This window comes from Clostridium chromiireducens (genome assembly GCF_003575225.1).
Classification (GTDB): Bacteria; Bacillota; Clostridia; order Clostridiales; family Clostridiaceae; genus Clostridium; species Clostridium chromiireducens.
Map to the genome: position 1 here is coordinate 115936 of NZ_QXDJ01000005.1, position 14640 is coordinate 130575.

Sequence of the window (14640 nt, forward strand, 5' to 3'; positions counted from 1 at the left end):
TATTTTAATTATTTTAAGGAAAAGACAAATGAATTCTTGTGTGAAAAATTTGATCTGTAATCAAAGTAAAAACAGAAAATTGAGATGTCTTTGTGATTATATGTTATAATTATTTTTTAGTGAGGAATTATGTAAATATATGAATGGGATTAAAATTAAGCCTCTTCAATGTTTAATACTTGCTTTTGAATTTAGTATACATATATTGTCAGGAGAATGGGAAAATGAACTTAAATGTTGATTCAGATAATTTTGAAATAAAGAGAGAGTTACTTATTAAAGTGGATACAGATGGATTAATTAAATCTATATCTAAAAACTGTTATAGGATTTTAGGATTTATGCAAAGTGAAATTCTAAATTCTAATATTGATAAGTTTTTAGGTTATGGATTTAATGATTTATTATCACGTGAAAGTTTCGAGACTTTAGTTTTGAAAAAAGATGGCAAACAGTTACTTTTTGAGGTTGTCTCTAAACCTGTTTTTAATGATGGTTCTAAAATAGTTGGGGCATACCTATCTCTTATAGATATAAGCAAATATCTTCACATTGAAGAGAGATATAATCAACTAATTGAAACGTGTGAAAAAACTAAGGATGTTTTTTTTACATTTCAAATTCTACCTGAGTTCAAATTTATATATATCAATCCTTACATTGAAGAAATTTTAGGATATGATCTAGAAATGCATTATACAGACTCTAATTTTCCATTTAGTATTGTTCATCCTGATGATCTTCATATACAAAAATCTAAAGTGGATAAAAACTCGGATTTTTCCAAAGCTTTTTGTGTAAGATTTAAGCATAAAGATGGGCATTATGTTTGGATAGAGGACTTTTTAGTTCCTACATATAATAAAAATGGGGATTTAGTATCTGTATCAGGATTTAGCAGGGATATTACAGAAAGAAAGAATTTAGAAAAGATGCTAGAAGAACAAAATAAATTATTAGAAATGGATGTTACCGCTGAAATAAAGGCGAATAAAATCATGGAAAAGACATTAAAATCCCAGGAAGAGTTATTGGTTAATATATCTCACGAACTTAAAACTCCATTAAATGTAATTTCGGCAACGGCTCAGTTATTAGAAATGTATTATATGGATGATTCAATAACAAATAAAGAGGATATACTTATTAAACATTTTAAATCAATAAAGCTAAATACCTATAGGTTATCAAAGCTTATTAACAATATAGTGGACTCGTCAAAAATAGAAGCAGGATTTTTGGAACTTAACCTATTAAATGCGAATATAGTTAATGTCGTAGAAGAAATAGTCATGTCAGTAACCAGTTTTGTTAAAATTAAAGGCTTAAATATTATTTTTGATACGGATACAGAAGAAAAGATTATTGCATGTGATCCAGAAAAAATAGAGAGAATAATGCTAAACCTTATTTCGAATGCTACAAAATTTTCAAATGATAATGGTGAGATATTTGTAAATATTAAGGATATGGATGACTGGGTTGAAATATCAGTAAAGGATAATGGTATTGGTATTGAAGAGAAAAAATTGGATATTATATTTAATAGATTTGAACAAGTAGATAAGTCTTTATCTAGAAATACGGAAGGTACTGGGATTGGATTGAATCTGGTTAAATCTATCGTTGAATTACATGGTGGCAGCATAAATGTTGAAAGTGAATATGGAAAAGGAAGCAAGTTTACTGTGACTCTTCCAGCTGGAGCAGTAGCTAAGGACAATATGATATATGATAAAAATATTAGAAATAAGGATGAACGCATAAGATTAGAATTTTCAGATGTTTATTTTTAATTTTTGAAATTATGAATTAATAAAATATAAAAATAGATTTAGGCACATAAAAGAAAATAACAAATTCCAATATGCTAATGGATTAACTTGTTATTTTCTTGATAGTGCCTTAATTAGTACATTTAAGATTAAAAAACCGTATTTAGTATAAATTTATACTAAATACGGTTTTTTTTAAAGAGCATAACAATCTTCACTAGCACAATAAAAGATAGTTTATCATCATATTATAATCTTTCGACTATAATACAACAAATCGCAACCAGTTATTATGTTTCGCTCCACCACGTAACATATTTATTCAACTTAATATAACCTCACGGCTATATTAAATCAATTCAACACATTAAATAATGTTAACTCGACCTTATACACTAAGTTGGAGTATTAGTATAATAGATATAAATCAACTATAATAAAACTTTTCCCCACCATATAAAATCTTATCGCCGACTATTATAACAACTATATGTTATAACCATTATAAAATCTTTGTTCGACTTATATACACCCTTATATCAAGAGCATATATAAATCTTTGCTCGACTATTATGTTCCTTATGATATTAATATGTGCAATTTTATTTTATATATACATGATACGAAAGATAAATTTTGTAAAATTTAATGGAAGTTGTATTCAAAATTATTTCAAGGATATTAAAAGAAGATTTTTCATAGTTTTTTAGAAAAATAAAGAAATTGAGAAATAAGGAAAGATAATCGAAATAATTAAAGTCAGGTAAATTAAGGAGTCTCTCAAGGGATACTTCTAATTTCTTCATCTTCGAAGAACATATGTGCGTATAACTTTGCTTAATACTGGAAATAATTATAATATAGACATATGAGTGATCAAACCTAAATTTATGATATAATTGAGGTAGAAATATTGATAGGAAAAATGACTCATTTATAAACTTATAATAATTATTAGGATGTGAGAATATGAAGTGGGAAGAAGTAAGAAATATATACCCTAATAAATTTGTGCTTTTAAAAAGCTTAGAGGCTCATATTGAAGAGAACAAAAAGTGTATAGATGATGTAGCTGTAGTAAGAGTTTTGGATGATGATGAAGCAAGTAATGTATTAATTAGATGCAAAGGTGATAATTTTGTGTTTCATACATCAAAAGAAGAATTATCAATGAATATAATTCAAATGCCAGTACTAAGAGGAGCAATTAGATAAAGTTAGAAGATAAAAATGGTTTACTTGGACTTGATGTATTATTAAAATTAGGTATAACTATTAACTTAAAAGAATTGAAATTATATAGCTGTTAATGTATCAGAATCTGATAAAGAAATATTTTATAAGCTGAGATTTTCTATGTTTAGAAAACCTTGGCTTTAATTTATTTAATGTTAATTCATGCTATAAGAGCAATACCGTTTTTGACGTCAACCACAAAACTCATATAAGATTTCTAGATGAAACTTAAGAAGATAAAAGAATTAAACATCTTGTTTTAGTGAAAAGGCTATATAATAACTAAAAATAAAATAGAATAAGCACTTAAAGGTTAGGATGAAATATTTTTAAATGTATCAAATGAACTTAATTGACAAATAAAATGAGCCGCAGGGAAAAGCTTTGAAGATAAGTCTCTGCTATTATTACAATCAGATAAATTATTAAACCTTTTGGTGTATAATCAAATAAGCAAACAATAATAATTTTATGCAAAGCAAGATAGTATCTGATAAGATTAATATTATATATAACAATTAACATAAGCCTTTTTTCAGGAGGAATAATCAGAGCCTCACTTAGGGAGAATATAAGAACCTAGAGAAGGAATATGGCAAAGAGTGATATTCATAATAGAAATTAGACGATAAAATCACATAGCATAATAAGTTGAATTATTTTTATTGTGATTAGAGGAGGTTCAAGTATGATAGAACAAGTTACGATTCAAGCAAGCACAGCTTATCCATTGGAAGGGATTTTGACGCTGCCAGATACCAAAACAGAAAAAGTTCCAGCGGTTGTATTTGTGCATGGTTCAGGTCCAGCAGATAAAGACGAAACAATTGGAGCTAATAAACTATTTCGAGACTTCGCCGACGGTCTTGCAAAAAAAGGGATTGCATCACTAAGATACGATAAACGCACCTACACATATGGCAAGCAGATTATTCAAGAATTTGGTGGCAGTTTAACCGTGGAAGAAGAGATTATTCATGATGTTCTATTTGCTTCCCGTATGTTAAAGACAGACCCGCGTATAGATGCTAACCGCGTATTTATGATTGGTCACAGTCAAGGTGGGATGCTCGCTCCAAGAATTGATGCTGAGGGTGGTGATTTTGCAGGACTAGTAATTCTTGCTGGCACATTTCGAACTCTGGAAGAAGTTATCATTGACCAGAATGAAGATGTCTTGAAACAGCTTGACGAATCTCAATATGAAATGGCATCACAGCAGGTACAAGAACTTAAAGACAAGTTTAATTCTATGGTAAGCATGTCTGAAGAGACAGCAAAACAGACCCTATTGATTGGTTCCGTCTATGCATGGTATCTAAAGGAAATGAAGCAGCAACCAATTAAAGAGTTTCTTATAAAAACTCATAAGCCACTTTTAGTTTTGCAGGGTGATAAAGACGTTCAGGTTTCCATTGAGAAAGATTTTAACCAGTACCAACAGATATTAGAAGACCACGACAACGCCACATGCAAACTCTACCCTGGATTAAACCATATGTTTATGAAAGCGATGTATGGTACAATAGTGCGCGTATTGGAAGAATACAATATTCCCCAAACGCTGGATAACTCAGTGTTAGAAGACGTGGCCAAGTGGATTATGTCGATTTAGACCACATGATCATTGTGAATCAGGCAAAAATGAGAGAATAAAAATGGCGGCTTCATTCAAAAGAATTGTAAAAGCACCAAAGGATCTAGGGAGTATTACTATGTTGGAGATGAAGGGATTGTCAGTAATAGGGGCATGCTCTTACTCCGGTATGAAAACTGGGCCATGTATTTGCAAGATCATGTCCTACTATTTGTTATGGAAGGTACATATATAGTGAGATTCGGAAATCATGAGTATAAAGTTAACAAAAATGAGATGATATATTGCAGAAAGCAATAGTAATAGAGTATGAAAAATACGGAGAGTCTGATTTAGAAAATACATTAGATTACATGATGTTCTTTATAAAAGATGAATTGATAAGTCGTAAAAGGAATGTTGGTAAAATCTTTTTATAAAAAAATAGGGATAAAGAAAAAATAGATGGGGATTACATCTATACTTTTACATGTGAAATTATAAAGGATAATATGAAAATGCTTTGTGACCTAAGGTTAAATCTAAGTACAAATGAATGGATCCTTTATAGAATGTAATTAAAATTATTAGCAAAAGTGTAGAGTAAACTAATCATTTCTTAATAATAAAAAGAAATAATATAGTGGGTTAGTAGAGGCTTACTATATCATCAGAAATGGTAAGCCTACTTAATTATTGATTACTAATTAGATAAATCTTTTTGAGTTTTCTTTAAAGCTGAAACAAGTGCATTTACACAAGTTTCTATATCACTATCGTTGGACATGTTATTACCAATATCAATAAGTACGGAATTTTTAGATAAATCTTGATTAAAACATAATTGTCCACGATTATAAGAAACTAGTTCTGTTTTAACTTGATTTGAATTATTGATATTTTGAGATAGACATTCAGCAAATTTTTTACTTTCTTCATAATAAGGATTGTTTTTTGTAATAGCAAATAATATTTTTCTTGTATTAGATTTGGGGTCATCTGATGTATCTCGATGTATGTCTAACAGAATAGTACTTGAATAATTTTTAACATCTGCTGTTATTAAATTACGTGAATTCTGATATGAATCAGCATATTTTTCGGGTACAGTACACTTGATAAAATTGCTTTTTAGACCTTCATTAACAAGTTTAGTATTAATTAAAGCACCTACATCAGTTACATTTATACCAGATGGGTAATCTTCATCAGCATGACTGTTGTAAATAACTATATCAGATGAAAATGGTGTTATAGGATTTGTGTAATCCGTTGGTAATTTTTTTATAGTGGTTGTGGTTGTCTCGTTTGATGCATTATTAACTATATTATTAAAAGTTGCTAATGGTGCTGTTGTTTGTAATGTTGTGGCGTTAGCAATACTTGGTTTTGAGGTATTTATTTCAATTCCTATGCTACTTATAAAAACAACAATAATAGTTCCAAGCAATATACCTTTAAAATTAATTTTCTTATATCTTGAAATCATAAAAATCCTCCTTTTTATTTCTGAATTATTCATAACCAATGAAGTTGTATAAATAAGTCTATTACTACACCCACATAATTCCAATACTTTTATTAGTACATTGCCATATTGTATATTTTCGCCTTCTTTCAAATAAGAAATCACATGGTTATCACAGGAAAATTCACAGTCTTTTCTCATTTTATTAAGACAATAAAGAACTATTGGATTAAACCAATAAATAATAGATAATAAAGTTATAATCCAATTTATTAATAGGTCTTTTTTCTTCAAATGAGTCAATTCATGCATTATAATATATTTAAAATCTTCAGCATCAATATTTTCAACTATATTTATTGGGATTAATATCTTTGGTTTGATTAATCCACATAAAGAAGGACTATTTATTTTAGGGCAATATAATAATTCTACTACAGTTTTTATATTCATAATATTCATACAATTATATAGAATTTCTTTATGTGTGTTATCCACATCTTTAATCGAAGCGCCAACAATTTGTTTGAATTTTTTATGTGCTGAAATAAATATCCATATTAATAATACAACTCCTAATATCCAGAGAAAGAAGAATAGTTTTTCAATGTGAATTTGTTTTTTGAATGGTATATAAATATGCGGATTGAGTTTATTGTTATCTGAATTATTAAAAGAATTTGTTGGGTTTAAATTTTCTAAATCTGTGTCTTGAGGTTGTTTTACAGAACCTATTTGTACAGTTTGTGAATTTTCATTGGTGCTATTCTGTATATATGAGTTTTGGTAGATATTAGAAAAATTCAGAGAGTTTTCTGGTCCAAAAGGAATTATTAATTTTATAAGTAATATTAGCCAGATATAATAATGAAATGTAGGATTTAATTTATCTCTAAATATCCTTTTTATAATTAATATCATTAGTGCTATTATGCTCCCGACTAAAGAAGAGAGTATGATTATCTCGAAAATGTTAAAAAAATCCATACATGTCAACCTTTCTTTTGACTTGATTGTTTGAGTATGTTCTTTAAGTCTTCTATATCTCTTTCAGATATTTCTTTTGATTCAATAAAGGTTAAGAGCATAGATTTAATAGAACCGCTGAAAACTTTATTGATAAAAGATTTGCTTTCTATTTTTATGCATTCATCTTTTGGTATCAGAGAAAAATATAAATATTCGTTACCTGATTTTTTAAAACCAATTATATTTTTATTTAATAATCTGTTTATTAGACTTTTTATTGTAGGTGGTTTCCATTCTACTTTATCTTGTAGTTCATGTATAATGTTAACTGAGTTAATTTCAGGGTGATTCCATATTACTTTCATCACTTCCCATTCAGCATTTGATATTTTGGGAAAATCATGCATTATTATTTCACCTCCATTCTGATTACAAATGTAATTTATATTCTTAGTTTATACTCGCAATTAGGAAATATCAATATAAAAATGGAATATTTTTCATGATGTTTTTAGACACGATATTTATAGATTGTATGAAGAATAGTTCCAGGGGAATAAATTAGTAATGTGTTTTTAACCACGACAATTTTGTAGTGGTTAAAATATTTGGATTTTTGCAGGTTATTTTGGAGAAATCTTTAAAGTAGAACTGAGTTTTATTAAAAGATATCCACATTGAGATGGCTTTTTTTAATTGCACAGCGTATGATATAATTTAAAGAAATAAATGGAGACTAAATAATCAATAAGACAAGAATTTAAAAGGAAGGTAATTTCAATGGATATAAGTTCAAAAACCAAAAAGAAGGTTATGGAAGCTTCATATCTTACAGCTGATAATGCGCATAGATATAGGGTGATTTTAAGAATAGCATATTGTGAATATGATAAGATGAAATTATGGCTTTATAAAGAAGATATTTATACTCAGATTAAAGAAATTGAAGGATTTGAGGGTTATACCATAGATAATTTAAAGCAGGATTTAGATTCTTTAGAACTCTGGGGAAACTTTTTAACAATTCAAGATACGGGGAGAGCTAAGACTTTAGAAGAGTTTAAAAATAGAAAGTTTAAGTATCAGATTTCACCAAATACTATTGAACTTGAGAGAACTCTTATTAAGCTTGAAGGTGCTAATGAAATACTTCGAGGTTCATTAGAAATATCTTTAATTGAGAGATTTAAAAATACTCTTAAACAAATAAATGAACTTACCCTGGCAGATGAGCAGGAGATTTTCACTTGGTGGACTACTTTAAATGGTGATTTTAAAACTCTAAATGAAAATTATCAAGATTATATAAGTATATTTTATTCACCTAAAACAGAACAGCTATTAAAGACTACAGAATTTTTATTATTTAAAGAAAATTTTATAAGGTACATTAGAAGTTTTATTAAGGGAATACAGATGCATGTGCCTGAAATAATGCTGATTTTTCAAAATATTAATGAGGAGTTAGTAGAGGAGCTTATAAAGAAATTAATTGACTATGAAAAGAACAATATTTCTTTAGATAAAAATTATAATATAGAAGAAAAATTTGAGTTTAATTATGCAAGGTACATAAATATAAAACAATGGTTCATGGGTGATGGAAAGAATATTTCAATGATAGATAGTCTTCTTGATAATACTAATGAGATAGTGAGAAAAATTACTAGATATGCCCTTCAAATTATTGATATGCAAACCTCTGGAGGAAGCAGAAAAGAGGAATATAAAACTTTAGTTAATATATTTAATAACTGTGAAGATATTGAAGAAGCTCATAAGATTTCATCTGTTGTATTTGGAGTTATTTCATCAAGGCATATAGTTTGCGAAAGTGATCGTGAAACTGAAAGTATAAACAGCAGCATATTTGAAGAAAAACCTACAATAGTAACAGTAAAGCCAAGTAATAGATATAAAGAAAAAACAGCAAGCAGGGTATATGTTAAAGATAAATCTAAAGAAAAGAAAGAAAAAGCCATTGAAGTCCTTAGGCAAAGGGAAAAGGAAAGGCAGATTCTTGAGAGCAGAATAAAAAACAATAAACTATCTTTTAAGGATTTAGATGGTATAACAAGAGAGGAAAGGACAGTATTTTTAAGATGGCTGTCTTTAGGTTTAAATAGAAAAAATAATGAATGGGTTAAAAATGAATTTGGGAAGTTTTATAAGGTTGAAAATTTAGAAAAAAATGAAACCATACTTATAAAATGCAAAGATGGCGATTTAACTATGCCTGCGTATGAACTTATTTTCAGGGAGGAATAATCTTTAATGAAATTTACACAGCTACTTGAAAACTATATTATCTTAAAGGAAAAAGATCGTGATCTTTATTATGATATTATAGATAATATTGATAATTATCGAGAATTCATAAATGACAATCTTTCATATAATCTAATTATTAAAGAGGATTTCATTAAGCTTGAAAAAATTCCTGCAATACCTAAAAGCTGGATGGGAATACAAAGCTTTAATAATAAAAAAGAATATATTTTCTTTTTACTTATTTTAATGTATCTTGAAGATAAAAATAAAGAAGAGCAATTTATTTTATCAAATGTAACTGAATATATAGAACATAATTATCCAGGTGAAAAAATAGAATGGACAGTATTTAAAAATAGAAAAAGCCTAATAACAGTATTAAAATTTTCTTTAGAACTTGGAATCATTAAGAAAAATGATGGTGAAGAGGAAGATTTTAATAAAAGTGAAAATGGTGAAATATTGTATGAAAGCACAGGGATATCAAGGTATGTAGTCAGAAGGTTTAATAGAGAAATTTTTGATTCGGAAAGTTATAGTGAACTTTTAGAAGATGCAGTAGAGGGAATTAGCACTGATAAAGGAATTATACGAAAAAACAGAGTTTTTAGAGAGCTTACATTATCCCCTATAGTATACAATAACGAAAATAGTAGTGATTATGAGTACATAAAAAATTATAGAAATTCCATAAAAAGCATATTTGAAAAATATCTTGAATGGGATATTCATATTCATAAAAATGGCGCCATGGCAGTAATAAAAAATGCAAATGAAATTAAGGACACCTTTCCAAGTGGAAAGGGAGAAAGTGCAATAACTTTATTTGTTAATAGGAAAATAAAAAGTATGATTAAAGATGAAAAGCTTGTTATAAATGAGAAAGATACAATTATAATAGAAGAAGAATTTTTTGATGAAATACTTTTAGAAGTTAAAAAGGAGCATGGACATGGTTTTACTAAAGCCTTTAGAGATGCTTTAGATAGTTACTATCTTAGAGAAATAAAAAGTTTTATGGAAGAATATTATTTAATAAATGTTAAAGATGGTTATGTAGAATTAATGCCGTTAATAGTAAAAGTTACAGGTAAATACCCAGATGATTATAGGCACATGAAAGAAAATAACAACGCCGATCTGCCATGAATATTTTTCATCAGGTAAGGAGGTTGATTGGCCTCATAGTGGGCCTATTAGGGCAATCTGCCGACGAAGGATGATGGAAAATATGCTGGCAGATGGATTTGTTATTTTTTTGATTGTGCCTTAGAGTAGAGAGGAAAAATAGATGGAGAGATGGACAGCTAATAAATTTGGATTATTTAATTTTTGGTATTATGATGATCAAGAATTTAAATTATCAAATGGAAAAATTATATTTAGAGGAACTAATGGAAGTGGAAAGTCAGTAACCACTCAAAGCTTTATACCACTTCTCCTTGATGGAGATAAAAGACCTTCGAGGTTAGACCCTTTTGGATCAAATGCAAGAAAAATAGAAAATTATATACTTGTTAATGAAGAGGATGAAGATAGAATTTCTTATTTATATATTGAATTTGTAAAACCTGAATCAAATAATTACATAACAATAGGTATGGGACTCAGGGGACGTAAAGGTAAACAATTAGATTCCTGGTACTTTATCTTAAAAGATGGAAGAAGGATAAATATTGATTTTAAATTATATAAATTTTCAGGTCAAAAGTTTCCACTTACATCAAAACAGCTGCAAAATGAATTAGGAAGTGGAAATATCTTTGCAACAACTCAGAGAGAATATATGGAAAAGGTAAATGAACATTTATTTGGATATTCTGATATTGAAAGTTATAAGGATCTTTTAAATTTATTAATCCAGCTTAGAAGTCCAAAATTATCAAAAGATTTTAAGCCAACAGTAATTTATGAGATTTTAAAGGAATCTTTAAACACTTTATCTGATGATGATTTAAGACCTATGGCAGAAGCTATGGATAACATGGATAATTTAAATTTAAGACTTGAAGAGCTTAAAAAGAGTATAGAAGGCGCAAGTAAGATAAAAAAAGTATTTGATAAATATAATTTAAACATATTATATGAAAAGGCAGTTAAATATAAAAATAAATTAATGAACTTTGAAAAGCTCACTAAGTCATTAGAAAAAATTGAAGGTGAGTTAAAGGAGAAGCAGAGACATACAGATAATCAAAAGATTACATTAAAAGAAATGCAAAATGAGCTTAATAAAGCTAAAATTAAGGAATCAACATTAAAAGGAAATAAAGGCTTTATTCTTAGAGATGAAATATCAAAGGAAGAAAAAGTCTTAAAGGAAATACAAGCAGAAATAAAAACAAAAGAAAATGAGAGTAATAGAATACTTCAAACTAAAATAGAAAAAGAGAATTTAACTAAAGAATTAGATAATGAACTATATAAAAAAACAAAGAATTTTAAAGAAATTCTTGATGATGAAGAATATTATAGGGATGAATCATTTTTTGAACATACCGAAGACTTTAGAGGTATTATAGATAAAGACACGGAGTATGATTTTAATAATATTTTAACTATAATAGAGGAATATGATATTGCAGTAAGGTCTTCTTATAATCTAATTACAAAGTATGAAAATATAACAACTGACTTAAATCTTATGGAAGAAAAACAAAGCAAGCATCAGGGGATTGTAAAAACTAAAGAAAATGTACTTGCAGAGTCAAAAGAATATTTAACTACTGTTAAAAGTGAATATATTGAAAAGATTAATGAATACATAACAGGACTTAAGGAACTTAATATAAGTAAAGAAGAAATAATAGAAATATATAAACAAGTAAATGAAATCTATGAAGTAAATCATTGTGATAACATTAGAAACAATGTTAGCGAAATAGCAGAAACTATAAAAAATGAAATAAATGAATTAAAGCTAAATAGTGAAATTTATATGAAAAATGTACTTGAAGACATAGAAAATATAAATAAGGAAATTAATAATCTAATTAATTTCAAGGAAATAATTGAAGATGAGGCTTATCTTTTAAAAGTTAAAGAAAAGTTAGAGGAGTGTTCGATTCCATATGAAGATTTCTATAAAGTAATTGATTTTAAAGAGGATTTAGATGAAGCAAAGAGGAAAAGCCTAGAAGGCAGTCTTTTGAATATGGGAATATTAACTTCATTAATAGTTCCAGCAGAGTTTAAAAATAAAGCTTTAGAAGTATTAGAAAATATAAATTATAGAATTATTTTTAGTGATGTAAATTGCGAAGATGAGAATATTTATGAGTATTTTAATATTGAAAATGAAGTTTTTGCGAGTACATATAAAGAAGATGTAAAAAGAGTATTGATGTCTATATCAATAAATGAAAGAAATAAAAATAATACATATATTAAAAACAGTGGATTTGGTATTGGAATCATTAATGGCTATAGTAATGATGATTATAATTTAAAATACATTGGTCTTAATTCAAGAGAAAATTATAGAAAAGAGAAAATAGAAAGCTTAGAAAAATATAAAAATGAGAAAATTAAAGAAAAAGAAATATATGCTAAAAATATAGAAGCTTTAATTGAAAGAATTTCTATTTTAAATGAAGAAAAAGAAGGCTTTCCTAAAACTGATGATATTAAAGAAACCATAAAGGTAATTGACGAAAATATAAGGAAGTTAGATAAAGAGATAAGTGACCTTCAATATATAAATGAGAAGATATATGGATTAAAAGAAGAAGTTAAAAGTTTAAAAATAAAATTATTTACTGAAAGTGAAGGCATTAAAATTCCTAAAAATAAAAAAAGCTACGAAGAAGCAATGAAGGGAATTTCAGATTATAGAAAAACAATAAACAATTTACAAAATCTATTGTTAGAAATTTATTATAAGCACAAAGAAAGAAAACAGCTTGAGGAGTACATTGAGGACATAATATATAATTTGGATAATGTAAACGGAGAGTTATATAAGCTTAAGGATAAAAGAAATGAAAGGATAAATAATATTCAGGGATTAACAGAAGCAATGAAAATATTTGATTTAGGCAAACTTGAAGAAGAGTATGCCCTAGTAACAGATATAATAACTAATTATCCTGAAAAAATACAAGGGATTTCAGACTTTATTGCTAGAGAAGAAACAGCAATAGTGTTTATTGAAGAGAAAATTGATTTAAAAAGAAAGAGTATATTAGATGAAAAAACTCAGTTAAATTACTTTGAAGAGATTGTTAGAAATGAACTTAATCTTAAATATATAGAAGAATTAAGTGACCTAGAAGTTAATGAGTCCATTAATTGGATTATTGAAACTTCTAATAATACACGAGAAAATGTTAATCTTCAATCTGTATTACATGAAAGCTTCAATATAAATAAAAGTTATCTTATAGATTACCATCCTAAACTTGAAAATATCTTTAATTATGACGAAAGTGACGATTATATTAAAAATGAAATTCTCAAAGGAGCTGCAAGATTAGATATAAAGATAAAATTCAATAAGAAGGATACATCTATTTATCAATTAATAAGTTATCTTGAAAGTGCATTAGAAGAGCAGGCATTACTTATAAATGAAAAAGAAAGAGAGGTATTTGAGGATACTCTAATAAATACCTTAAGCAGTAAAATAAATGCTAAAATCTATAAGGCAAAAGGCTGGGTTAAAGAAATTGATGAACTTATGGGAAATATGGATACATCAAGTGGTTTTAAATTATATCTAAATTGGAGACCAAAGAAGGCAGAAAATGAAGGTGAAATTAATATAAAAGATTTAACTGAAATATTAAGTACACCTCACTTTATGACAGAAGAGCAAAGGCAAAGTGTTTCTGAGCATTTTAAAGAAAAATTAAAGAGACAAAAGCGTATTGTAGATAAAGATGGTTTAAGCAGAAATTATCATACCATAATAAAGGAAGTATTAGATTATAGAGAATGGTTTGAATTTCAATTATCATTTTCAAAACCAACAGAAAGAAAAAAAGAATTAACAGACAATGAATTTTTTAAACTTTCTGGTGGAGAAAAAGCAATGGCAATGTATGTACCACTTTTTGCTGCAGTAAATGCCAGATATAATAGTGCTGATAAAAAGGATTGCCCAAGAATAATATCTTTAGATGAAGCTTTTGCAGGAGTAGATGAAGATAATATTAGTAATATGTTTACATTAATCGAAAATTTAAAGCTTGATTATGTTTTAAACTCTCAAGTATTATGGGGAACTTATGAAAGTGTAAAAAGCTTATCTATATATGAACTTATAAGACAAGGGGAGGATGTAGTTCTGCCTTTTAAATATCATTGGAATGGTAAAGTAAAGACAATGGAAGTTGAGGTTTAAT

General features: G+C 27.5%; 9 protein-coding genes. 7 read left to right on the forward strand and 2 right to left on the reverse strand.

The annotated features are described in order from the left end of the window. The first annotated feature begins 224 nt into the window (after window positions 1-224). From D2A34_RS19245 to D2A34_RS27500, 4 genes are all read left to right on the forward strand, one after another. Window positions 225-1796 (forward strand): PAS domain-containing sensor histidine kinase, encoded by a 1572-nt coding sequence (locus D2A34_RS19245; protein ID WP_119367666.1) that lies wholly within the window; start codon window positions 225-227, stop codon window positions 1794-1796. 948 nt (window positions 1797-2744) lie between these two features. After that, window positions 2745-2990, forward strand: a complete 246-nt coding sequence (locus D2A34_RS19250; RefSeq protein WP_119367667.1) for a hypothetical protein — start codon at window positions 2745-2747, stop codon at window positions 2988-2990. A 709-nt stretch (window positions 2991-3699) separates the two neighbouring features. Further along, entirely contained in the window at window positions 3700-4626 is a 927-nt protein-coding gene (locus D2A34_RS19260; protein WP_119367668.1) for an alpha/beta hydrolase family protein, read from the forward strand. A 266-nt stretch (window positions 4627-4892) separates the two neighbouring features. Beyond that, window positions 4893-5027, forward strand: coding sequence for a hypothetical protein (locus D2A34_RS27500; RefSeq protein WP_279221639.1), 135 nt, complete (start codon window positions 4893-4895; stop codon window positions 5025-5027). A gap of 263 nt (window positions 5028-5290) precedes the next feature. Here D2A34_RS27500 and D2A34_RS19265 read toward each other — a convergent pair whose 3' ends face one another. Next, a complete protein-coding gene (locus D2A34_RS19265) occupies window positions 5291-7042 on the reverse strand; it encodes a M56 family metallopeptidase (RefSeq protein WP_119367669.1) in 1752 nt (583 codons plus the stop codon). A gap of 5 nt (window positions 7043-7047) precedes the next feature. Then, window positions 7048-7431 (reverse strand): BlaI/MecI/CopY family transcriptional regulator, encoded by a 384-nt coding sequence (locus D2A34_RS19270; protein ID WP_119367670.1) that lies wholly within the window; start codon window positions 7429-7431, stop codon window positions 7048-7050. A 373-nt stretch (window positions 7432-7804) separates the two neighbouring features. On the opposite strand from D2A34_RS19270, the gene D2A34_RS19275 reads away from it, so the two are divergent. The 3 genes from D2A34_RS19275 to D2A34_RS19285 all read left to right on the forward strand — a co-directional run bounded on the left by D2A34_RS19275 (window position 7805) and on the right by D2A34_RS19285 (window position 14639). Further along, a complete protein-coding gene (locus tag D2A34_RS19275; RefSeq protein WP_119367671.1) occupies window positions 7805-9292 on the forward strand; it encodes a TIGR02677 family protein in 1488 nt (495 codons plus the stop codon). A gap of 6 nt (window positions 9293-9298) precedes the next feature. After that, entirely contained in the window at window positions 9299-10444 is a 1146-nt protein-coding gene (locus D2A34_RS19280) for a TIGR02678 family protein (RefSeq protein ID WP_119367672.1), read from the forward strand. A 142-nt stretch (window positions 10445-10586) separates the two neighbouring features. Further along, complete coding sequence (locus D2A34_RS19285; protein WP_119367673.1) at window positions 10587-14639, forward strand: TIGR02680 family protein; 4053 nt, start codon at window positions 10587-10589, stop codon at window positions 14637-14639. Window position 14640: the final 1 nt, after the last annotated feature.

Coding starts and splice junctions, on each gene's coding strand:
- D2A34_RS19265 (WP_119367669.1), bottom strand. CDS start 7,042: ATGGATTTTTTTAACATTTTCGAGATAATCATACTCTCTTCTTTAGTC.
- D2A34_RS19275 (WP_119367671.1), top strand. CDS start 7,805: ATGGATATAAGTTCAAAAACCAAAAAGAAGGTTATGGAAGCTTCATAT.
- D2A34_RS19280 (WP_119367672.1), top strand. CDS start 9,299: ATGAAATTTACACAGCTACTTGAAAACTATATTATCTTAAAGGAAAAA.
- D2A34_RS19270 (WP_119367670.1), bottom strand. CDS start 7,431: ATGCATGATTTTCCCAAAATATCAAATGCTGAATGGGAAGTGATGAAA.
- D2A34_RS19260 (WP_119367668.1), top strand. CDS start 3,700: ATGATAGAACAAGTTACGATTCAAGCAAGCACAGCTTATCCATTGGAA.
- D2A34_RS19250 (WP_119367667.1), top strand. CDS start 2,745: ATGAAGTGGGAAGAAGTAAGAAATATATACCCTAATAAATTTGTGCTT.
- D2A34_RS19245 (WP_119367666.1), top strand. CDS start 225: ATGAACTTAAATGTTGATTCAGATAATTTTGAAATAAAGAGAGAGTTA.
- D2A34_RS19285 (WP_119367673.1), top strand. CDS start 10,587: ATGGAGAGATGGACAGCTAATAAATTTGGATTATTTAATTTTTGGTAT.